At 73.4% G+C, this 20519-nt stretch carries 16 protein-coding genes; 8 read left to right on the forward strand and 8 right to left on the reverse strand.

Annotated elements, in window-relative coordinates; all coding sequences use genetic code 11:
• Positions 1-22: 22 nt before the first annotated feature.
• The 5 genes from AC6CCG_RS25775 (at position 23) to AC6CCG_RS25795 (ending at position 7810) form a co-directional block, all read left to right on the forward strand.
• Positions 23-763 (forward strand): DinB family protein, encoded by a 741-nt coding sequence (locus tag AC6CCG_RS25775; RefSeq protein ID WP_496657612.1) that lies wholly within the window; start codon positions 23-25, stop codon positions 761-763.
• Positions 760-1419: a LysE family translocator gene (locus tag AC6CCG_RS25780; RefSeq protein ID WP_496657613.1), complete on the forward strand. Its 660-nt coding sequence runs from the start codon at positions 760-762 to the stop codon at positions 1417-1419. Before AC6CCG_RS25775 ends, AC6CCG_RS25780 begins: the two co-directional genes overlap by 4 nt.
• A 67-nt stretch (positions 1420-1486) precedes the next feature.
• Positions 1487-6154, forward strand: coding sequence for an excinuclease ABC subunit UvrA (locus tag AC6CCG_RS25785; protein WP_496657614.1), 4668 nt, complete (start codon positions 1487-1489; stop codon positions 6152-6154).
• Positions 6151-7137, forward strand: a complete 987-nt coding sequence (locus AC6CCG_RS25790; RefSeq protein WP_496657615.1) for a prenyltransferase/squalene oxidase repeat-containing protein — start codon at positions 6151-6153, stop codon at positions 7135-7137. The genes AC6CCG_RS25785 and AC6CCG_RS25790 overlap by 4 nt, the downstream gene beginning before the upstream one ends.
• Before the next feature lie 19 nt (positions 7138-7156).
• Complete coding sequence (locus AC6CCG_RS25795) at positions 7157-7810, forward strand: alpha/beta hydrolase (protein ID WP_496657616.1); 654 nt, start codon at positions 7157-7159, stop codon at positions 7808-7810.
• A gap of 6 nt (positions 7811-7816) precedes the next feature.
• Here the strand turns inward: AC6CCG_RS25795 and AC6CCG_RS25800 are convergent, their stop codons facing one another.
• Positions 7817-9022, reverse strand: coding sequence for an aminotransferase-like domain-containing protein (locus tag AC6CCG_RS25800; protein WP_496657617.1), 1206 nt, complete (start codon positions 9020-9022; stop codon positions 7817-7819).
• A 77-nt stretch (positions 9023-9099) separates the two neighbouring features.
• Here AC6CCG_RS25800 and AC6CCG_RS25805 point away from each other — a divergent pair, with 77 nt between their 5' ends.
• Positions 9100-9732, forward strand: coding sequence for a thymidine kinase (locus tag AC6CCG_RS25805; RefSeq protein WP_496657618.1), 633 nt, complete (start codon positions 9100-9102; stop codon positions 9730-9732).
• An 84-nt stretch (positions 9733-9816) separates the two neighbouring features.
• Here the strand turns inward: AC6CCG_RS25805 and AC6CCG_RS25810 are convergent, their stop codons facing one another.
• The 6 genes from AC6CCG_RS25810 to AC6CCG_RS25835 are packed head-to-tail and all read right to left on the reverse strand — an operon-like array spanning position 9817 to position 17343.
• Positions 9817-10860, reverse strand: coding sequence for an aminoglycoside phosphotransferase family protein (locus AC6CCG_RS25810; RefSeq protein WP_496657619.1), 1044 nt, complete (start codon positions 10858-10860; stop codon positions 9817-9819).
• The gene (locus AC6CCG_RS25815; RefSeq protein WP_496657620.1) at positions 10857-11942 is read right to left on the reverse strand and encodes a phosphotransferase family protein; all 1086 of its coding nucleotides are present in this window, start codon (positions 11940-11942) and stop codon (positions 10857-10859) included. Before AC6CCG_RS25815 ends, AC6CCG_RS25810 begins: the two co-directional genes overlap by 4 nt.
• Complete coding sequence (locus AC6CCG_RS25820; RefSeq protein ID WP_496657621.1) at positions 11939-13783, reverse strand: ABC transporter ATP-binding protein; 1845 nt, start codon at positions 13781-13783, stop codon at positions 11939-11941. The genes AC6CCG_RS25815 and AC6CCG_RS25820 overlap by 4 nt, the downstream gene beginning before the upstream one ends.
• Positions 13783-14934: a glycosyltransferase family 4 protein gene (locus tag AC6CCG_RS25825; RefSeq protein ID WP_496657622.1), complete on the reverse strand. Its 1152-nt coding sequence runs from the start codon at positions 14932-14934 to the stop codon at positions 13783-13785. Before AC6CCG_RS25825 ends, AC6CCG_RS25820 begins: the two co-directional genes overlap by 1 nt.
• Before the next feature lie 2 nt (positions 14935-14936).
• Entirely contained in the window at positions 14937-16169 is a 1233-nt protein-coding gene (locus tag AC6CCG_RS25830) for a glycosyltransferase family 4 protein (RefSeq protein WP_496657623.1), read from the reverse strand.
• The gene (locus AC6CCG_RS25835; protein ID WP_496657624.1) at positions 16159-17343 is read right to left on the reverse strand and encodes a glycosyltransferase family protein; all 1185 of its coding nucleotides are present in this window, start codon (positions 17341-17343) and stop codon (positions 16159-16161) included. Before AC6CCG_RS25835 ends, AC6CCG_RS25830 begins: the two co-directional genes overlap by 11 nt.
• Positions 17344-17466: 123 nt before the next feature.
• Between AC6CCG_RS25835 and AC6CCG_RS25840 the strand changes: the two genes are divergently transcribed.
• Both AC6CCG_RS25840 and AC6CCG_RS25845 read left to right on the forward strand, forming a co-directional pair.
• Positions 17467-18774, forward strand: a complete 1308-nt coding sequence (locus AC6CCG_RS25840; protein ID WP_496657625.1) for a UDP-glucose dehydrogenase family protein — start codon at positions 17467-17469, stop codon at positions 18772-18774.
• Between the two features lie 16 nt (positions 18775-18790).
• The gene (locus tag AC6CCG_RS25845) at positions 18791-19231 is read left to right on the forward strand and encodes a hypothetical protein (protein WP_496657626.1); all 441 of its coding nucleotides are present in this window, start codon (positions 18791-18793) and stop codon (positions 19229-19231) included.
• A gap of 6 nt (positions 19232-19237) precedes the next feature.
• On the opposite strand, the gene sepH is transcribed toward AC6CCG_RS25845, so the two are convergent.
• Complete coding sequence (sepH, locus tag AC6CCG_RS25850; RefSeq protein WP_496657627.1) at positions 19238-20458, reverse strand: septation protein SepH; 1221 nt, start codon at positions 20456-20458, stop codon at positions 19238-19240.
• Positions 20459-20519: the final 61 nt, after the last annotated feature.

A 20519-nucleotide genomic window follows, 5' to 3' on the forward strand; every position in this document is an offset into this window, starting at 1 on the left:
AAGACGCCCAGAATGGGGTGCCATGACCGAATTCGACGGCGAAGACTTGCAGGGATCCCGCTTCCACAAGGTGAATCTGTCCGGGTCGTCGATCCGGCGCAGTGACCTGGGCGGGGTGGTGATGCGGGCGGTGAACGTCGACGGGGCGGAGATCGACGCGCCGTGGTTGTACGACGGGTCGCTCAAGATCAACGATGTCGACGTGGTGCCGCTGGTCGAGGCCGAGCTCTGCCGGCGGTTCCCGGGCCGGGCCGAGCGGCGGGCCGGTGATCCGGACGGCCTGCGGGCGGCCTGGGCGAAGCTCGAACAGGCCTGGGCGATGATCATGGAACGGGCCGCGGCGATGCCGGCGGGGACGGTCGACGTCTCGGTGGACGACGAGTGGTCCTTCGCGCAGACCCTGCGGCATCTGGTGCTGGCCACCGACATGTGGCTCGGCAAGGCGGTGCTGCGGCGGGACCAGCCGTTCCATCCGCTCGGCCTGATGAACGCCGAGTCCGCGAAGGACTTTCCCGGGGTGTTCGCGACCGAGCAGCCGAGCTACGACGAGGTGCTCGCCGCGCGCGCGGACCGGGTCGCGCTGGTCCGCGACTTCATCGCCACCGCGACCCCGGAGCTGCTGGCCGAGCAGCGTCCGAATCCGCACGCGCCCGACTACGCCGAGACCGTACGTTCCTGTCTGCACACGATTCTCGAGGAGGAGTGGGAGCACCAGCGCTACGCCGTACGTGATCTTGACCGGATCGCGGGCGGGCCCGGGTGAGTGAGCTCTGGCCGGTGCTGCCGGCGTTCCTGCTGGCCGTCGTCGTGATCTCCGCGACGCCCGGACCGGCGTTCGCGCTGATCGTGCGCCGGTCCGCGTTGCGCGGCCGGCGGCAGGCGATCGCGACGATCATCGGGCTCGAACTCGGCCTCTACACCTGGGCACTGCTCGTCGCCTCGGGAGCGGCGGTGGTCGCCGCGTCCGAGCTGGGCTACCTGCTGCTCAAGATCATCGGCTGCGGCGTCCTGGCCTGGCTGGCGTACCGCTCGTTCCGCAGTTGGTGGCGGGAGCGCCGAAGGCCGACCGAGGTCACGGTGCCCGAAGCGCCGGTGCCGGACCAGCCGCTCGGGGCCCGGACGTTGATCATGGCGGTGGGCGAAGGGTTCGTGGTGCAGCTCGCGAATCCGAAGGCGGCGGTGTTCCTGCTCGCGCTCTACCCGCAGTTCGTGCCAGCGGACCTGCCTCTGTTCCAGACCACGGCCGCGCTCGGGTTGCTCCAGGTGGCCGTCGAGACGGTGATCTACCTGTCCCTGGCGCTCGCCGTGAACCGGGCCGGTGGCTGGTTCCGCCGCTCGGTGGTCCGGCGCCGGCTGGAGGCGGTGACGGGGTTGGTTCTGGTCGGTCTCGGCGTCCGGCTGGCCGCCAGCCAGCGCTGACCGACCGCGTGTCGGAGGGTGCTGCCAGGATGACCCGCATGGACGGCGACCCGACGCAGGGGCCTCGATGACGCGCCCGACCCGGCGCGTCCTCGAGGTGCGCGGCGCCGCCGAACACAACCTGCGCGACGTCGACGTCACGTTCGGGCCCGGTCTGACGGCCGTCGTCGGGGTCTCGGGTTCGGGAAAGTCGTCGCTGGCGTTCGACGTGGTGTACGCGGAGGCGCGGCGACGGTTCGTCGAGGCGCTGGCGCTCGGCGCGAACCGGGGCCGCGTGCCGCCCGCGCGGTTCCGCGCGATCACCGGGCTGGGGCCGGCGGTCGCCGTCGCCCAGAACGTGCTCAATCGCAACCCGACGTCGACCGTGGCCAGCTCGGTCGGGCTGCATCCGTTCCTGCGGATCCTGTACGCGCGGTTCGCCGAGGTGGGCTGTCCGCGGTGCGGGATCCCGGTGCGGGCGGTCTCGAGCGAGGAACGCCTGGCCGTCGCGCTGGACCTGATCGGGCGCGCCGGTGCGGTGGACGTCGAGGTCGCGGTGGTCCGCGGCCAGGCCGGCAGCCACGCCCGGCTGCTGGCCGGCCTCCGCGGCGGGTTCGACAGGATCACCGTCGACGGCCGGACCTGGACGGGACGGCCGCCGCGGCTCGACCCGGCGAAGCCGCATGACGTCGTGGTCCGGGTGGCCACGCTCCAGCCGGACCGACCGGCCGCCGAGGTCAGAGCCGTGCTGGAGCAGGCCGATGCGTTGGGCCGGCCGGAGGTCAGGATCGGCGGCACTCCGGTCCTGCGGGCTCCGATCTGCCCGGGTTGCGGGGCCTGGGTCCGACCGCTCGACCCGGCGGCGTTCCGCGACGGCACCGAAACGTCCTCGCACCGGATCGCCGGTCTCACTCTGCCGGAACTGACCGGCCGGGCGGTGACCGAGGTGCTGGAGTTCGTGGAGCGGCTCCCGGAATCGTCCCGGATCCAGCGGCTCCGGGACGAGCTGCTGCGCCGACTGCGTCCGCTGCAGACGCTGGGACTGGGCCATCTCGCGCTGGACCGCCCGATGCCGACCCTGTCCCGGGGCGAGGCCCAGCGGACCCGGCTCGCCGTCGTCCTCGCGGGCCGGCTCGAGGACCTGCTGCACGTTCTCGACGAACCGACGATCGGCCTGCACCACACCGATCTGCGGCGGCTGCTGGACGCCATCGTCGAGCTGCCCGGCCCGGTGCTGATGGTCGAGCACGACCCGGCCGCGGTCGCGCTGGCCGACGACGTCGTCGAGATCGGGCCGGGCGGTGGAGCGGCCGGCGGCCGGCTGGTGTTCCAGGGCCCGCCCGCCGAACTCTGGCGTTCCGGTACGGCCTCCGGAGCCGCGTTCGCCGCCCGGGCCGGCCGCGCCGGGCGCCGCCGACGGGCCGCTTCCGGCGAGCGGATCCGGATCGAGGGGGCTCAGCTGCACAACCTTCGCTCGATCGACTGCGAGTTTCCGGTCGGCGCGCTCACGGTGATCACCGGCCCGTCCGGAGCGGGCAAGACGACCCTCGCCCGCGAGGTGCTGCTGCCGTCGTTGCAGGAGGGCGGCCCGGTCGGCTGCCGGGCCTTTGCGGCGCCAGCGCTCCGGGCGCTCTCGGTCGACCAGGCACCGCTCGGCAACAACCCGCGGTCCAACCCGGCCACGTACACCAAGGTCTTCGACCGGATCCGCGACGTGTTCGCGGCCGAGACCGGCCGCCCGGCCTCGGAGTTCACGTTCAACCGGGCCGAGGGCGCCTGCCCGGCCTGCGAGGGGATGGGCGCGGTCGAGATCAGGCTCCGCGAGGTGGAGCCGGTCTGGGTGCCCTGCGAGGAGTGCGAGGGTCGGCGGTTCCGGCCGGAGGTCCTGGCGGCGACCTGGGCCGGGCGGTCGATCGCCGACGTCCTGGCGGCCAGCGTCGACGACGCCAGGACCCTGTTCGCCGAGCACCCGGCCGTGGCGAGGATCCTGGACACGCTGATCGAGGTCGGCCTCGGCTATGTCACCCTCGGCCAGCCGTCGCCGAGCCTGTCCGGTGGTGAGGCGCAGCGGGTCCGGCTCGCCCGTGAGATCACCAAGGCGAAGGCCGGTGACCTGGTGCTGCTCGACGAGCCGACGACGGGCCTGCACCCGGCCGATCTGGACCGGCTGCTCGCGGTGCTGCAGCGGCTGACCGGCCGGGGCTGCACGGTGGTGGTCGTCGAGCACCAGGCCGACGTGATCGCGGCGGCCGACTGGCGGATCGAGCTCGGCCCGGGCGGGGGACCGGACGGCGGCCGGCTGCAGCACTGCGGAGAGTCGGGCCGGGTCGAGCGGGCGATCGCGCGTCCTCGGGACGCGGCCCGGGCCGGACGACGGTCGAGCGAGGCGATCAGCGTCCGTGGCGCCCGGGCCCATAACCTGCGGTCCGTCGACGTCGACTTCGCCAAGAACCGCTACACGGTGGTCACGGGGGTCTCGGGCTCCGGCAAGTCCTCCCTGGTCAACGACATCCTGGCGGCCGAGGCGACGCGACGCCTGCTGGAATGCCTGTCGGTGTACGAACGTCAGTCGGTCCGGGAGGGTCCCGAGGCGCCGGTCGACTCGCTGACCGGGCTGGGCCCGACGATGATCATCGACGGCTCCGGCCGGATCTTCGATCCCGGCGGCCCCGGCCGGTGGGACGCCGCCCGGACCACGGTGGGCCGATCCACAGACCTGGACCGGCTGACCGCTGTCGTTCTGGCCCGGGCCGGCGTCCGGCGCTGTCTCGATTGCGGCGGCGAGAACGTACGCCGGACGGCACCGATTCCGGAGGCCCCGTGGGCCTGCGCCGATTGCGGAACGACGGCCGTGCCCATCGAGCCGCGGCACCTGCTCGGGACGGCCGCCTCGATCTGCCCGCAGTGCCTGGGGCTCGGCGTCGAGCGGGAGTTCGACCTCGACCGCGTGGTCCGCCCCGAGCTGCCGCTGACCCGCTGCTTCGTCGGGTCCCTGGCCTGGTTCCGGCCGTCGGCGTCCGGTGCTCGGGTCGTGATCGACGGCCTCGCCGAGCGGTACGGGTTCGATCCGTCCGGGACCCCGTGGTCGGAGCTGACGGAGGAGGTGCGACGAGCGGTGCTGGACGGCGACTCGGCGTGGGGCGGCCTGAACGCGTGGGCCAGGCTCGACCTGGGCGGCGCCGAGACCACGGTGTTCCGGTGCCGCGACTGCGGTGGCGCCCGGTTGCGTGCGCCGTACCTCGCGATCCGGCTCCAGGGCCGCGACCGCAGCGCACTGTTCGCATCGTCGGCGGCCGCCCTCGAGGACGTTCTGACGTCGATCGCCGAGCCGGCCGACGAGCAGGCGGCGCAGGCCCGGCGGGTCGCGCTGCGCCGGCTCGCCTTCCTGAGGTCGGTCGGGCTGGGCTATCTCGGCCTGGACCGGACGACCTGGACGTTGTCGGCCGGCGAGGCGCAGCGGATCAAGCTGGCGTCGGTGCTGGGCAGCGGGCTGGTCGGCACCACCGTGCTGCTCGACGAACCGTCGCGCGGCCTGCACCCGTCCGAGTCGGCCGCCCTCGTCCGTACCCTCGGCGAACTGCGGGATGCCGGCAACACGGTCATCGCCGTCGAACACGATCCGGCCTTCATCCGTGCGGCCGACCAGATCATCGAACTGGGACCTGGTCCCGGCCGGGAGGGCGGCCGGCTGGTCGACCCGGCCGACCCCGCGTCGGTCACCCGGGCGGTGCTGCGTGGCGAGGCGTCCGTCCCGGCCCGGGACCGGCGCGAGCCGAGCGGCTGGCTCCGGGTGACGGGCGCCCGGGAGAACAATCTGCGCGGCGTCGACGTGCGGATCCCGCTCGGGGTGCTGGCCGGCGTCTGCGGCGTGTCCGGCTCCGGCAAGTCGTCGCTGGTCGTGGACACCGTGGTGCCCGGACTGACCCGGCCGCGGACCGACGTCCCCGGCGGTGAGGTGGCCCGGGTCGAGCCCGGCGTTCACGACGCCATCTCGGGCGCGCCGGAACGGACCGTGGTGGCGGACCAGTCCCGGGCCGAGATCACGTCGCCCGGGATGTACCTCGGGCTGATCGACGCGGCCCGCAAGTTCTTCGCCGGCAGCGAAGCCGCCGCCGATCTGGGGCTCACGCTCAAGGACCTGAGGTACGGCTGCGATGCCTGCAAGGGGCGCGGCGCCTGGCAGGAGAAGCTTGCCTTCCTGCCGTCGGTGACGCAGGCCTGCGACGCCTGCCGGGGCACCGGCTACCGGCACGAGGTCGCCGGGCTCGTCCTGCGCGGCCGCACCCTGGCCGGCCTCGAGGCGCTCACCCTGGCCGAGCTCGTCGAGGAGTGGGGCGACCTGGACTCCGTGCGCCGCCGGGGTGGGGCCGCGATCGACCTCGGCCTGGGTCATCTCGTGGTCCGGCAGCCGGGCTGGAGCCTGTCCGGCGGCGAGGCGCAGCGGCTCAAGCTGGCCAAGGAGCTGGCCCGGCCGGTCAAGACCGGCACCCTCTATCTGCTCGACGAGCCGACGGTCGGGCTGCAGGCCACCGACGTCGCGGTCCTGGTCTGGGCCCTCGACGCGATCGTCGGCGCCGGCCACAGCGTCCTCGTCGTCGAGCACGATCCGCTGCTGCTCGCGGCCTGCGACTGGCTGATCGAGCTGGGCCCGGGCGCCGGGCCGGACGGCGGCACGATCATCTTCGAAGGTCCGCCGGAGAAGTTGATCAACGCCGGCACGGCGACCGCACCGTACCTGGCGGAGGTGCTGGGATGATCATGAACGCCTTGCTGTACGGCGACCCGTCGCCGTCGCTCCGCTGGCGTACCGCCGTCGAACTCGACGGTGCCGACGAGGGCGATGCCGAGGTCAGGGCGTGGCGGGCCGAAGTTGATCATGACGACGAGATCGGCGCGTTGATCACCCGGCTGGAGACCGCCGGAGCGGACTCCCGGGAGGCCGGCTACCTGCTCTGCCGGCTTGCGTACCTGGGCTGTCGCGGCCCCGCGCTGGAGGCCGGCGTGGAGGCCCTCTTCGCCCGGCAGCGGGCCGACGGTTCCTGGTCGGACGCCGCTCCCGGCGACGACGGTCCACGGTTCGTCACCGTGCAGACGGCGGTGCCGTTGCGGGGGATCGCCGCCACCGGCTACGCGACCGACCCGCGGGCGGAACGGGCCTTCGACTGGCTGCTCGGGGTACGGCTGCGGGACGGTTCCTGGCCCGCCGGGCCGAAGGGCGACCTGGGTGTGGGGGACCGGCCGGTGCCGCCGGAGAAGGAGTACCGCCGGCTGACCCGCGGTCTCGGCTGCCGGTCCGCGACCACCGGGGCCGTCGCCTGCCTCGCGCTGCATCCGGAGCGCCGCCGCTCGGACGAGGCCAGAGTCGGTGTCGATCACCTGTTGTCCCGGGAGAGCCGCGACGGCGCCGCCCTCGGCTGGGAGGTGGCGCGGCTGACCGGGCTGGAACGGGCGCAGGGCCAGGTCACCTTCTACGCGACCTTCGACCTGGCCTTCCTGCTCGACCTCGCGTCCCGCTGCGGCGTCTCGGCAGCAGACCGCCGCGTCCGCGAACTGGTCGGCCATCTCGCCTCGCTGCGCGGACCGTACGGACTCTGGCAGCATCCGACCCACCCGCAGTTGTCCGGCTGGCTCACCTTCGACCTGGAGAGCAGCCTGCGCCGGCTCGGCGACGGCGACTGGGTCGGCAACGAGGAGCCGGCCGCCTTCACCCCGTACCGCCGCGGCCCGCGCCGCCACTGATCACCGAGGAGCGAGACCCATGGAGCCAGCCGGAGAATTCGTCACCGAGAGCTTCGACTACGACGGCGGCCGCCAGGTCACCGCCTACGTGCCGCGGCAGCCGCCCGAGGCGATCGTGTACGCGGGCGACGGACAGGGGCTCTCGGAGTGGGGCCCGGACCTGGAGTCGGCCGACGTGCCGCCGACGATGGTGGTCGGCGTGCACCGGACCGACGACCCGGACGAGATGGCCCGGATCAAGGAGTACTCCCCGCAGTTCGACGAGGAGATCTTCGGCGCCCACGAGCGGTTCTTCGTCGACGAGGTGCGGTCCTGGGTCCGGGCGCGGTTCGACCTCGACCTTCCGGCCGAGCGGACCGCCGTCTGCGGAGTCTCCGCGAGCGGTGAACTGGCGCTGGTGCTGGGACTGCGGCATCCCGAGGTCTACGGTGCGGTCTTCTGCGCCTCGCCCGGCGGGATCCACCCGCCCGCCGACCTGCCGAGCAGCTATCCGCGGACGTACCTGCTCGGCGGGACCGAGGAACCCTGGTTCCTGGAGAACGCGACCCGCTGGGCCGACGCGCTCCGAGCCGCCGGGGCGGACGTGATCATGCAGGAGCGTCCCGGTGAGCACGGCGGCGGATTCTGGCGTGCCGAGTTCCCGTTGATGGTGCAGTGGGCGTTCGGACGATGATCATCCTCACGCCGCGGGACCCGGAGAATTCGATTGGAAGACCTGGGCCATACGGCGCAGGCCCTCGGCGATCTGCTCCGGCGGGTACGTGACGAAGGACAGCCGCATCGTGTTGGCCGGCGCCGGGTCGGTGAAGAACGGGGCGCCGGGGACGAAGGCGACGTCGCGGTCGATCGCGGCGCCGAGCAGGGCCGCGGTGTCGTACGACTCGGGCAGGGCGGCCCAGACGAACATGCCGCCGGCAGGCCGGTTCCAGGTGCTGCCTTCGGGCAGGGCCGCGGGCAGGCCGGCGAGCATGGCGTCGCGTCGCTCGGCGTAGCCGGCCCGGGACCGCTCGACCGCGGCGTCGAGCCGCCCAGATGCCAGGTAGCGGGCCGCGGCGGCCTGGTCCAGCGTCGAGGTGTGCAGGTCGGCGGCCTGCTTGGCGATCACGACGGCCGACTTGATCGACGGGTCGGTCCGGACCCAGCCGAGCCGCAGGCCTGGCGCCAGGATCTTGGAGAAGCTGCCGGTGCTGACCACCCGGCCGGGCTCGGCGCCGATCGCCAGCGACGCCGGGGCGGGCGCGCCGAAGCTCAGTTCCCGGTACGGGTCGTCCTCGATCACTCGGAAGCCGTACCGCTCCGCCACGACGAGGATGCCGGCCCGGTTCTGAGGGGTCAGCGTGCGGCCGGTCGGGTTGTGGAAGTTCGGCACCGTGTAGAACGCCTTCGGCCGGTGCTCGGCGGCCAGCTCGGCCAGCGCCTCCAGATCGACCTCGTCGCCGGCGCCGGGCACGCCGACCAGCCGGGCCCCGGCCAGCGTGAAGCACTGCAGCGCGGCGAGATAGCTGGGCCGCTCGACCAGCACGACGTCGCCCGGGTCGACCAGCGTCGACGCGAGCAGGCTGATGCCCTGCTGCGAGCCGGTGGTGATCACGATCTGCTCGGGATCGGTGGCCAGGCCCAACGCCCCGTACCGGTCGGCGATCCGGGCCCGCAGTTCGGCGTTGCCCTCGGACGGCGAGTACTGCAGCACGGCGGGGGAGCCCAGTGCCTCCTGGACCGCCGCCAGCGCACCGTCGAGGTCGAAGAACTCCGGCGCCGGCAGCCCGCCCGCGAACGAGATGACTCCCGGCCGCTGAGTGAGGGCCAGCAGTTCGCGGACGACGGACGGCTTGACGGTCGCGAAACGCGCGGACAGTTCGGGCAGGTGTTGGACTTCTGCGGGCACGAACCCACCTTAAGGAAATTCTCAACTCGCCGCGCGACGTGTCCAGCGAGGAGGTTGAAGTTTGGCACACTGCGTCGGTGGCCGAGTTCGTGTACTTCACCGGGCCGATGGATTGCGGGAAGTCGACCCTTGCGCTGCAGTTCGATCACACCCACTCGGCCGGTGGCCGGGCCGGCCGGCTGTTCACCAGCCAGGACCGGGCGGGGGAGGCGACGATCTCGTCCCGATTAGGCCTGGAGCGGCCGGCCATCGAGGTCGTCGAGGACTTCAACTTCTGGCGGTACGTGGTCGAGCAGCTGACCCAGGGCAGCCGGATCGACTACCTGATCTGCGACGAGACCCAGTTCTACCTGACCGAGCAGATCGACGACCTGGCCCGGATCGTGGACGAACTCCAGATCGACGTGTATGCCTTCGGGATCCTGACCGACTTCCGGACCACGCTGTTCCCCGGCTCGCAGCGGCTGGTCGAGCTGTGCGACCGGATCGAGCTGCTGCAGGTGCAGCCGCTGTGCTGGTGCGGCGCCCGGGCCACCCACAACGCCCGCACCGCCGACGGCCGGATGATCACCGAGGGCGCGCAGGTCGTCGTCGGCGACACCGAGGTGGAGCCGTCCGAGAACATCGGGTACGAGACGCTCTGCCGCTCCCATCACCGCCGCCGGATGACCCGCGCGGTGGCCCGGGAGACGCTCACCGAGCCGGCCTAGGGAGCCGCCGAACGCGCCCTGAGCCCGTCGAAGGGCCGAGCCGGCTCTGACCTTGCCCTTCGACAAGCTCAAGGAACGGCGTTCTCAGGGCCGGAAGGCGTAGACCGCATCGAGCCGGTCCCGGGCCAGCGCGAGATAGCCGGGCAGCCGGGACCGGAGCGCCAGGCCGGGCCGGTAGCCGTTCAGGACCGCCTCGATCAGCGGCTCCGGATCGGCGATCACGCCCTGGTCCGCGCGGAGTTCGAGGTGGGCGATCAGGTTGGCCAGGTCGAGCGCCGGGTCCCCGACGGCGATCAGGTCGAAGTCGATCAGTCCGGCCTTGCCGTCCTCGTCGATCAGCAGCTGGCCGTCGTGCAGGTCCCGGTGCAGCAGGACGAGCCGGTCCGGCGGCTCCGGCTGGTCGCCCCGGTGCGGCCGGGACGGTCGCCAGGCCGGCCGCGGCGCCCCGTACTCGGCGGCCAGTCGTTGCCAGCGTGCCGTGACCGTGCGTTCGGCCGCCAGGTCGTGGCGGGCCGGGGCGGCCCGGCCCGCCGTGGCCAGGGCGGGGTCGAGCCGGTGCAGGGCGGCGAGGGTACGGCCGGCGGCCCGGCAGGACTCGGCGGCCGCGGGCCCGGTGAGCAGGTCGGTGAGGGTACGACCGGGCAGCGCGGCCGTGGTGACCGAGGCCTGGACCGGGTCGGCGTCCAGGACCGACGGAGTGGCCAGCGGCAGCGACTCGGCCAGCCGGGTCGTCTCGACCAGGCGCCGCCACCGGTCCGGCCGGACGATCTTGGTGAAGCTGCCGTCTGCCTCCCGGAGCACGGCCCGGCGTTCCGGCCGGTGCCCGAGCAGGGTGGCACCCGGCCACTGCAGCCGGCGGGCCACGGCCGGCAGCCGCCGGTCGGCACCCGCGGGCTGCAGCACGAACGAGCCGGCCAGGCGTGACCCGGGCGTCGCCGCGGCGACCGCGGCGGCCCGGCCCGGCGCGGCCAGCCACTGGCCGGCCAGCGGGCGATGATCATGGTCGGTGAGGTCCAGCAGCAGCCGGTCGGTACCGCGCGGCCAGGACCGGACCAGGCGCAGTCCCCGTTCGGCCAGCTGGTGCGTGATCGATTCCAGGTCCGGGACGGTCAGCACGGTGTTGATCATGGAAGGGTCTCCTCGATCCGGTCCAGCAGGAGGGGGATCCGTTCCGGCCAGTCCGGTGCCGCGGTACGGAACGGGTCGGCGGCCCGGAGCAGCAGCGCCCGGGCCCGGTGCCACGCCAGCCCGGCCGGGACCGGGCGGACGGTCCGGTAGCCGGCCAGCACCCGGTCGACCGCGGCCGGCCCGAGCCCGGCGGCGGACAGCCCGGCCAGGTCGGCTGCCGGATCGCCCAGCCCGGACCGGTCGAAGTCGATCAAGGTCGGCGGCGACCCGGCGGCCGGGATGATCACCTGGTCGGCGGAGAAGTCGCCGTGGCACGGCACGGGCGGGACCCGGGGCGGAACGGCGGCCCGCAGCCGGTCCAGGAGCGCCTCGGCCCGGGGCGCCTGGCCGGGCAGCAGGACGCCGAGCAGGGCGACGGTCGCGGCCGGGTCGGCCTGCCGGACCGCTGGGCCCGGCACCAGCGGCTGATCATGGAGCCGGGCCAGGGCCACGCCGCAGCCAGTCAGCATCGCGGCGGTCGCGGCGCCGGACTCGATCAGCTCGGCCAGGCTGCTTCCGGGCTCGAACCGGGTCGCGATCACCGCGTACCGGTCGTCCCGGCCGAGGGCGCGCCGCGTACCGGTGAGCCGGTCGAACCAGGCCAGCCGGGCGTGCGCGTCGGCCACGGTGGACCGTCGGTAGGCCCGGAGCAGCACCGGCACGGTACCGGCACGTGAGGCGAGGGCGACCCAGCGGCGCTGCGGCTTGTAGGCGAGGGTACGGAACGCGGGCGGTGGCCCGGGCAGCACCGACGCCGCCGCGGCGTCCGGTTCGGCGAGCGCGGGCAGGTCCCGGTCCGCGCCGGCCCGGGCGATGATCAGATTCCGTTCCCGATCATGGTCGATGATCGTTCCGGGCGGCGCCTTGCGGATCAGCTTGTCCAGCTTGGGCCGGGCGTCCGCCGAGACCGCGTACCCGAAGGCGGGGCCGTCCGGCCGGGCGATCGCGGCCACGCAACTGGTGCCCGGCTTGTAGCGCAGCTGGGTCAGTCCGGGCAGCCGGAGCAGGGCCTCCAGTCCGGGCAGGGCGGTGTCGGTGATCATGTGGCTCGGCCCTTCGACAGGCTCAGGGCGTGGAGAGCCGGTGGGCCGAGCACGGCGGAAGGCGTACCGCCGCGGACCAGGCGGCCGTCGTCGATCCAGAACACCAGGTCGGCATCCCGGGCCGCGTCCAGGTCGTGCGTGATCACCAGGGTGGTCCGGCCCTCGGTGAGCCGGCGCAGCGCGGCCGCGACCTCGGCCTCGGTGCCCGGATCGAGACCGGTCATCGCCTCGTCCAGGATCACGATCGGCGCGTTCCGGATGGCGGCCCGGGCGATCGCGATCCGTTGCCGCTGGCCGCCGGACAGGGTCGCGCCGCGTTCCCCGATCACGGTGTCGTAGCCGTGCGGCAGAGCCCGGATGAACTCGTCCGCGCCGGCCAGCCGGGCGGCCCACCGGATCCACTCCTCACCGACCGGGCGGCCGTGCAGGTCCGGCGCGCCGTGCGCGATGTTGGCCCGGATGGTGTCGGCGAACAGCACGCTGTCCTGCAGCACCACCGCGACCTGGGACCGGGTCGAGTCGAGGGTGAGGTCGCGCAGGTCCCGGCCGTCGATCAGCACCTGGCCGGCGTCCGGATCCCGGAGCCGGCTGAGCAGTCCGGCGATCGACGACTTGCCGGCGCCGGACGGGCCGACCAGGGCGACCCGGCGACCGGGCGGGATGATCAGGTTCAATCCCTTCAGCACCGGCCGGCCGGGCCGGTAGCCGAACACGACGTCGCGGAACTCGATCAGGCCGCGGAACCGCGGCGCCGGCCGGGCCCACGGTGCGTCGACGATCTCCGGCCTGGTGTCCAACAGGTCCACGACCCGTTCGCCGGACGCGGCCGCCTTCGCGATCCGCCCGGTGTATTTCGCGATGTCGCGGAGCGGCCGGAACGCCGTCTTCAGGTAGGTGAGGAACACGGTCAGCTCACCCGGCGTGAGTGCCCCGGCCAGCACCCGGTGCCCGCCGAGCAGCAGCACGACACCGGTGGCCAGCCCGACCAGTACGTCGGTCTTGCGCTCCAGCCCGGCCGACAGCTTCTTGGCGCGGACCCCGTCGGCGAGGGTCCGCTCGTTGCTGCCGCCGAACCGCTGCTCCATCCGGGACTCCAGCGCATAGCTCTGCACCACCGGCATTGCGCCGAGCGACTCGGTGGCCAGCGAGGCGAGCGCGCCCTCGGCCTCCCGCTGGCCGCGGGAGACGGAGTTGATCTTGCGGGTGAGCCGGCCGCCGAGCAGCAGGAACAGCGGGAACACGACGGCGACGGCCAGGGCCAGCTGCCAGTCCATGATCACGATCACCACGAACATGCCGACGAGGGTGATCACGTTGCCGGCCAGCGGGATCGCGGCGGTGACGGTCGCCTCCTGCAGCCGGCCGATGTCGCCGGTCACCCGGGTGACCAGGTCGCCGGTGCGGCGCGACTCGTGGAACCGCAGCGAGAGCCGGTTCAGGTGGGCGTACAGCTCGGTCCGGACCCGGGTCAGCACCCGGTTGCCGGCCAGCGCGAAGCAGACCGTCATCGCGTACGCGGCGGCCGCGCGGAGCGCCACCACCCCGACCACGGCGGCGGCGCAGATGATCAATAGGACGGTCAGGTCGGCGATCCCCGGAAGGCCCGGCACCGGTGCGCCGCGGGTGGCCAGGTCGGCCCCGGTGGCGGCCACGATCGCGTCGATGACGTACGCCAGCGGCCACGGCTCCAGCAGCCGCAGGCCGACCTCGGCGATCAGGGCCAGCAGCCCGAGGAAGATCAACTTCCGTTCCGCGGCGACCTGGTGGCGGAACCGGTGCAATGTGCGGCGCAGCCCGGGCATGGCCCCGGACAGCCCGGTCTTCGCGGTGCCCGAGCTCATCAGGCGACCGCCTGGCGGTCGACCAGGGCGAGCGAACGGTCCACCACGCCGGCCCAGCTGTGCCGGGTGACCGCGGCGCGGCGGCCGGCGTCGCGCAACCGCAGCCGGGCGGCTCGGTCACGCCGGAGCAGGACCAGCGCGTCGGCCAGCGCGGCCGGATCCCCGGGCGGTGCCAGCCGGCCGAGCCGGCCATGATCGAGAACGGCCGGGATCTCGCCGATCGCGCTGCCGATCACCGGCAGCCCGGCGGCCAGGTACTCGTACACCTTGAGCGGCGAGAAGTAGAACCGCCCCAGCGCCGGGTACGGGGCGCAGGCGACATCCATCCGGTGCAGTTGCGCGACCACCTGATCGGCGCTCAGGGCGCCGGTGAACTCGAGCGCGTCGGCGACGCCGAGCTCGCCAGCGAGCCGCTCCAGGTCGGCCCGCATCGGCCCGTCGCCGACGATCAGCCCACGCCAGGGACGACGGTCGCCACGGAGCCGGGACAGCGCCCGGACCAGGGTGTCGACGCCGTGCCAGGCCTTGAGTGAGCCGACGAAGCCGACCGTGAAGTCCGCCGCGTCGGCCGGTGCGACCGGCCGGGACGACGGCGTGATCCGGACCGGGTCGACCCCGTTGCCGATCACCGCGATCCGGTCCGGCCGCCGGGTCAGCGTGCGGGCCCAATCGGCCACGCCGCCGCTGACGCAGACCACCGCGGTCGCGCCGCCGATCGCGGCGGCAGCGACCCGGTCCGCGCCGGCGGCGTCGACCAGGCTGCGGAAGGTGGCCTGTTCGGTGGTCAGCGGCGCGTTCACCTCGAGCAGACTCGGCACGCCGCGCCGCACGGCCCAGGCGGTGGCGGTCCGGCCCCAGAGCGCGTACCGCTCGTAGACGAGGTCCGGCTGCAGCGTGTCCAGCACCTCGGCGACGGCCGCGTCGCTGGCCTGCGCGGACCGCTCCCGGTCGGCGGGCTGGTCGCCGCGGACCGCCGGCAGTCGGTGCACCGGCACCTGGAGCGTCGGCCGGTCACCCGGTCGCGGGGTGATCAGGTGCACGTCGTGGCCGCGCCGGAGCAGCTCGGTGATCACCGCGCGGACATGGATCGCGGCCCCCTTGGTGCCGAAGATCTCGATCCCGGGATCCGTGCAGACATAGGCGATCCTCATGATCAACTCCTGTTGGTCAGCGCGTCGGTACGGAAGCCGGCCGCGAGCTTGGCGGCCTGGCGGGCTGCGTCGAACTCGATCTCGATCAGGTCCCGGGCCGCCTTGGCCAGGCCGCTGCGCAGCTCCGGGGCGTCCAGCAACCGGGCCAGCGCGGCGGCCAGCCCGGCCGGGTCGTGCTGCTCGACCTGCAGCCCGGTCCGGCCGTCCTCGACGATCTCGGGCAGCCCGGTCACGTCGGTGGCGACCACCGGCGTGCCCAGTGCCATCGCCTCCAGCACCACGGTCGGCAGGCCGTCCCGGTTGCCGTCGGCGCCGATCACGCACGGCGCGGCGAACACGTCAGCCCGGCCGACCAGGGCGGCGACCTCGGACTGCGGCAGCGCACCGAGCAGCCGCACCACGCCGCCCAGCCGGTGCCGGTCGACCCGTGCCCGCAGTTCCTCGGCCAAGGGCCCGGTGCCGGCGAGGTCGACCCGGAACGTACGGCCGTCGTCGCGGAGCAGCGCCGCGGCATCGATCAGGTCGGCGAAGCCCTTCTTCTCCACCAGCCGGCCGACGGCGGCGATCACCGGAGGTCGCTCGGCCCGGACCGCGGGGTCGCCGAACCGGAACCGGCGCAGGTCGATCCCGTTGTAGAGCCGCTGCACGCGGTCGGCAGCGGCGCCGAAGGTCCGCCGAAGATGATCAAGGTTGAAGTCGCTCACCGTGATCACCCGGGTCGCGTCGGCCAGCCGCTCCCGGAGTCGATCATGGTCGACCTCGGCGTGGAAGATGTCCTTGGCGTGCGCGGTGAGGCTGTAGCCGACCCCGGCCAGCTTCGCGGCGACCCGGGCCACGGCGGCCGAGACCGAGGCGAAGTGGGCGTGCAGGTGGGTGATCCGCTGCTCGCGTACGGCGACGGCGAGCCGGATCGCCTGGTGCGCGGAGGCCGCCTCCAGCCGGAGCAGGTCGGGCAGGGCGGCGGCGAAGCCGGGCAGGTCGGCGCCGTCGGCGACCGTCTGCCACAGGTCGTCGGCCCGGATCCCCGAATGGCGCAGGTAGTGCACCGGCGCGCGTACCTCGGCGAGGGCGGGATGGAACCGGCCGTCGTTCGGCAGCCGCAGCGAGAAGACGGTGAGGTCGAGGCCGAGCCGTTCCAGTTCCAACAGCTCGGTGACGATGAACGTCTCGGAGAACCGCGGATACATCTTGACGACGTAGCCGATCCGCGGCGAGGTCGGGGAATCAGGCAGCATCCTCGGTCACCCCCAGCAGCGTGTCGGCGAGGTGGGGGATCCGGGCCAGGCCGTCCAGCCGGACGGCGGTCGAGGACCGCAGCGTGGCCTGGGCCGAACCGGCGACGGCCGACGCCAGCCAGTCCGCCAGCCGGCTGGGGGAGAGCCGGTCCGGCGGCAGCAGATCGACCAGGCCACGGCCGGCGAACCGCTCGGCCCGGATCAGCTGCTCGGCCCGCGGCCGGGTGCGCGGCACCAGCAGCGCCGGCGTCGCGGTGGCAAGGATCTCGCAGACGGTGTTGTAGCCGGCCATCGAGACGACGGCGGCGGCCCGGTCGATCACCGCGTCGGCGCCGGGCACCACGTCGAGCAGCACCAGGTCGGTCCGGCGCCCGGCGAGTTGCCGGAGCCGGGCCCGCCGTTCGGCCGCGAGGTACGGGCCGCAGACGACCGCCCCGAGATGATCCTCGGGCAGCTCGGCCTCGGCGAAGGCCAGCGCCAGCGCGTCACCGTCCTGGCCGCCGCCGACCAGGCAGGCGACATAGGGACGGGCCGGGTCGATCTCGCCGATCGAGCCCCGGCCGCCGGTCAGGCCGCTGGTCCGGCCGCGGCTCAGGTAGCCGGTGAACTCGAGCTTGGCCGCCACCGAGTCCGGCAGTCGGTATTCGGTCCGCGGATCGTAGACCCGCGGGTCGCCGTACACCCAGACCGCGTCGTAGAACTCGTCGATGGCCTGGGTGGTCTCCTCGGCCCGCCACTGGGCGGCGGTGCTGGCCGGATCGTCCAGCACCTCCCGCAGGCCGAGCACCGCCCGGCCGCCGTCGCGGGCGAGCTGCCGCAGCGCCGGCTCCAGCTCACCGCCCGCGCCGCGCGGCACCTTGTCCACGATCAGCAGGTCCGGCCGGAACTCGCCGAGCACGGACCCGAGCAGGGCCCGGCGGACGTTGATCACCTCCGGGTACGACAGCGACAGCACCCGCGACCGGTACTCACCGGCGGCGTCCTTGCCGATCGTCGGCATCGTGATCACGTCCGTCCGCCGCGGCAGCGGCAGCCGGGTCGCCTCCGGGTTCCCGGTGATCATGAGCAGATCGGCGTCCCGCCGGGACAACGCCGCGGCGATGGTCAGATTGCGCCGGGTGTGGCCCAGCCCGACCGTGTCATGGGAATACAGCGCGACGCGCAACGGACGCATGATCAACTCCTCAACTCGACTCGTTCACACTTTGATCATGGTTCGTTAACCCGTGATGAGCCCGGGATGAGGATGCTTTCATCAAGGTGGCGTTGATCAACTCGATGGGCCAGGCTCATGATCATGTTGATCTCCGTCATCGGCTGCGGCTATCTCGGCGCAGTCCACGCCACCTGTCTCGCCCATCTCGGACACACGGTCGTCGGCATCGATTCGGACCGGGAGCTGGCCGCCCGGCTGGACGCCGGCCGGCCGTCCTTCTACGAGCCGGAGCTCGAAGCGCTGCTGACGGCGACGCTGGCCACCGGCCGGCTCCGGTTCACCGGCGACCCGGCAGCCGCGGCGGGCTCGCGCGTGCACTTCCTGTGCGTCGGCACGCCCCAGCTGCCGGACCGGCCCGGGGCCGACCTGTCGGCCCTGGACTCGGCGGTCGGCGCCCTGCTGCCGTACCTGAGCGACAGGGATCTCGTGGTCGGCAAGTCGACCGTGCCGGTCGGTACCGCCGAGCGGGTGGCGGAGCGGCTTGCCGCGGCCGGCTCCGGCGCCACCGTCGCCTGGAACCCGGAATTCCTGCGCGAGGGCCACGCGGTGGCCGACACGCTGCGGCCCGACCGGCTGGTCTACGGCAGCGGGCCCGGCGACGACCGGGCGGTGGCGATCCTCGACGAGGTCTACGCGCCGGTGATCGCGGCCGGCACCCCGGTGATCCGCGCCGACCTGGCCACGGCCGAGCTGGTCAAGGTCGCCGCGAACTCGTTCCTGGCGACCAAGATCTCGTTCATCAACGCGATGGCCGAGATGTGCGAGGCGACCGGTGCCGACGTCACCGTCCTCGCCGACGCGATCGGCCGGGACGCCCGGATCGGCCGGCAGTTCCTCAACGCCGGCCTCGGCTTCGGCGGCGGCTGCCTGCCGAAGGACATCCGGGCCTTCGGAGCGCGGGCGGCCGAACTCGGCGTGGACCGGGTGGCCGGCCTGCTCGACGGGGTCGACCGGATCAACCTGGCCCGCCGGGAACGGCTGGTGGAGCTGACCGCCGACGCCTGCGCCGGCGACCTGGTCGGCGCCCGGATCGCGGTGCTCGGCGCCTCGTTCAAGCCGGACAGCGACGACGTCCGCGACTCGCCGGCGCTGGCCGTGGCGCTGGAACTGCAGCGGCGCGGGGCGCACGTCCGGGTGACCGACCCGCAGGCGGCCGACAACGCCCGCAAGCGCAGCGCCGACCTGACCGTCGTCGACACGCTGGCCGAGGCGGCCGAGGATGCCGACGCGGTGCTGCTGCTCACCGAGTGGCGGGAGTACCGCGACCTCGGCCCGGCCGACCTGGCGGGGCTGGTCCGGCACCGTCGCCTCGTCGACGGCCGCAACGCGCTGGACCCGGCCCGGTGGCGCGCGGCGGGCTGGAACTATCGGGCCCCGGGACGGCCGTGACGCTAGGGTCGGCCCTGTGGATGCGGACACGGCCAGGTCGGCGCTGCGGATCACGCCGTTCGTGATCTGGGGCAGCCTGCTGCTCGCCTGGGGCATCCTCGTCCTGCCCGGCCTGCTGACGTACGTCCTCGGCAGCCCGACCACCGCGACCGTCGATCGTTGCGAGGTCACCGTGTCGACGAACAACCAGGGGACCACGACCGCGGAGACCACCTGCTACGGCAGCTGGCCCCTCGGCGCGGGGAGCGGCAAGGGCAAGATCGAGGGCGGCGGACAGCTGCAGGAGGGCGATCGGACCGAGGTGCGTGGCACCGCCTGGGCGGCGGCGACGGACGGTGTGCCGGGCCAGGCCCTGCTGATGTCCTCGATCGGCCTCGGCCTGGGCGTGATCACCCATCTGGTCTGCTGGTGGAGCTTCAGTCGCAAGATCCGGAAGGCCGACGCAGCGAAGGAGTGAGCCCGCTCAGTCCTTGCGGGGCGGCCCGCCGAACATGATCTCGTCCCAGCTCGGGATCGAGGCCCGCTTCTTCTTGGTCCGCTTCGGCTTGGCCGGCTCCGGTTCCGGCTTGGGTTCAGGCTCGGGGGCCGGGATCAGCGCCTCGGGCTCCGGGTCCGGTTCGAGGTCGAGCTCCGGTTCTGGGTCCGGCTCGCCCTCGAACTCCGGCTCGGGCGGGTGGTTGACCACGATCTCCGGTTCCCAGCCGACCGGTTCCGAGGGCGGCTGGTCGCGCAGCCCTGGATAGACGGCCACCGAGTCCTCGGCGTACCCGTCGCCGCCGAGCATCCCGTACAGCGTGGTCATGCCGCCGTCGGCCGCCGAGCTCTCGTAGTCGGCCTCCTCGTACGCGGCCGGCCGGTGGTCGTCCGGGATGCCGGGCTCGTCGTCGTCCGGTTCCGGGGCCGCGGCGGTCCGGGGCTCGTCGACCTGGACCGCGCGGACCAGGGCGAGCTCGTCGTTCAGGTCGAGGGTCGGCTCGGCCGCCTCGTCGAAACCGTCGTCGAACGACACCTCGCGGGTCGGCTCGTTCCGGCCGGACTCAGAGCGAACAGCCCGCAGATGCTGCTCGGGCCGCGGCGGCCGGCGTCGGTTCGGTGGCGAGGCCTTGGTCGGGGTGGCTTCGCCGAGCACCCAGCGCGCCTCGTCGTTGCCGGCCAGCGAGTAGCGCCCGCGCGGGTCGAAGTGGAACTCCGCGGTGCGACCGGACTCGCCCGAATTGTAGGCGGCGGTCACCGCCCAACGACCGTCCTCCAGCCGGCGGGCGTCCCAGTCGACCGTGTCGGGGTCGATGCCGCGGTCGGTCAGCCGTTCCGTCACGGCGACCCGGAGGTTGCGGTGGCCCGAGGTCTCACCGCGTCTCCGTACCGACGACGCCATGGCCTGACCGGCCATGTGCTGGCGCTCCAGCAGGACCGGGCCGGCGAATCGCTCGACCCGGTCGGCGGGCATTCCGGAGACCCGGGCGACCTCCTCCAGGGTCGCCCCGGCCCGGATCCGTGCCTGAATATCGCGTGGGCTCAGTACGCTCTCCATCTCGATCTCCAGTTGTCCGAGTCGGGGGCGATCACCACGCAACACCGCTCGCAAACGCTCGTCGACCGGAAGCGCGAACTCCTCTCCACCATCGGTCGCAACAACGAGGGACTGACCATCCTGACTCAGCCCCACCAGCCGCGCCGTGCGCATCGCCTCAGCCGATCCTCCCCGTGGTGTTCGTTCCTGGTTAACCTACTCCGCCGCCTGTTTG

It is taken from the genome of Microlunatus sp. YIM B11417 (assembly GCF_059617205.1).

Coding starts and splice junctions, on each gene's coding strand:
- AC6CCG_RS25775 (WP_496657612.1), top strand. CDS start 23: ATGACCGAATTCGACGGCGAAGACTTGCAGGGATCCCGCTTCCACAAG.
- AC6CCG_RS25785 (WP_496657614.1), top strand. CDS start 1,487: ATGACGCGCCCGACCCGGCGCGTCCTCGAGGTGCGCGGCGCCGCCGAA.
- AC6CCG_RS25790 (WP_496657615.1), top strand. CDS start 6,151: ATGATCATGAACGCCTTGCTGTACGGCGACCCGTCGCCGTCGCTCCGC.
- AC6CCG_RS25795 (WP_496657616.1), top strand. CDS start 7,157: ATGGAGCCAGCCGGAGAATTCGTCACCGAGAGCTTCGACTACGACGGC.
- AC6CCG_RS25810 (WP_496657619.1), bottom strand. CDS start 10,860: ATGATCAACACCGTGCTGACCGTCCCGGACCTGGAATCGATCACGCAC.
- AC6CCG_RS25815 (WP_496657620.1), bottom strand. CDS start 11,942: ATGATCACCGACACCGCCCTGCCCGGACTGGAGGCCCTGCTCCGGCTG.
- AC6CCG_RS25820 (WP_496657621.1), bottom strand. CDS start 13,783: ATGAGCTCGGGCACCGCGAAGACCGGGCTGTCCGGGGCCATGCCCGGG.
- AC6CCG_RS25825 (WP_496657622.1), bottom strand. CDS start 14,934: ATGAGGATCGCCTATGTCTGCACGGATCCCGGGATCGAGATCTTCGGC.
- AC6CCG_RS25830 (WP_496657623.1), bottom strand. CDS start 16,169: ATGCTGCCTGATTCCCCGACCTCGCCGCGGATCGGCTACGTCGTCAAG.
- AC6CCG_RS25835 (WP_496657624.1), bottom strand. CDS start 17,343: ATGCGTCCGTTGCGCGTCGCGCTGTATTCCCATGACACGGTCGGGCTG.
- AC6CCG_RS25840 (WP_496657625.1), top strand. CDS start 17,467: ATGTTGATCTCCGTCATCGGCTGCGGCTATCTCGGCGCAGTCCACGCC.
- sepH (WP_496657627.1), bottom strand. CDS start 20,458: ATGCGCACGGCGCGGCTGGTGGGGCTGAGTCAGGATGGTCAGTCCCTC.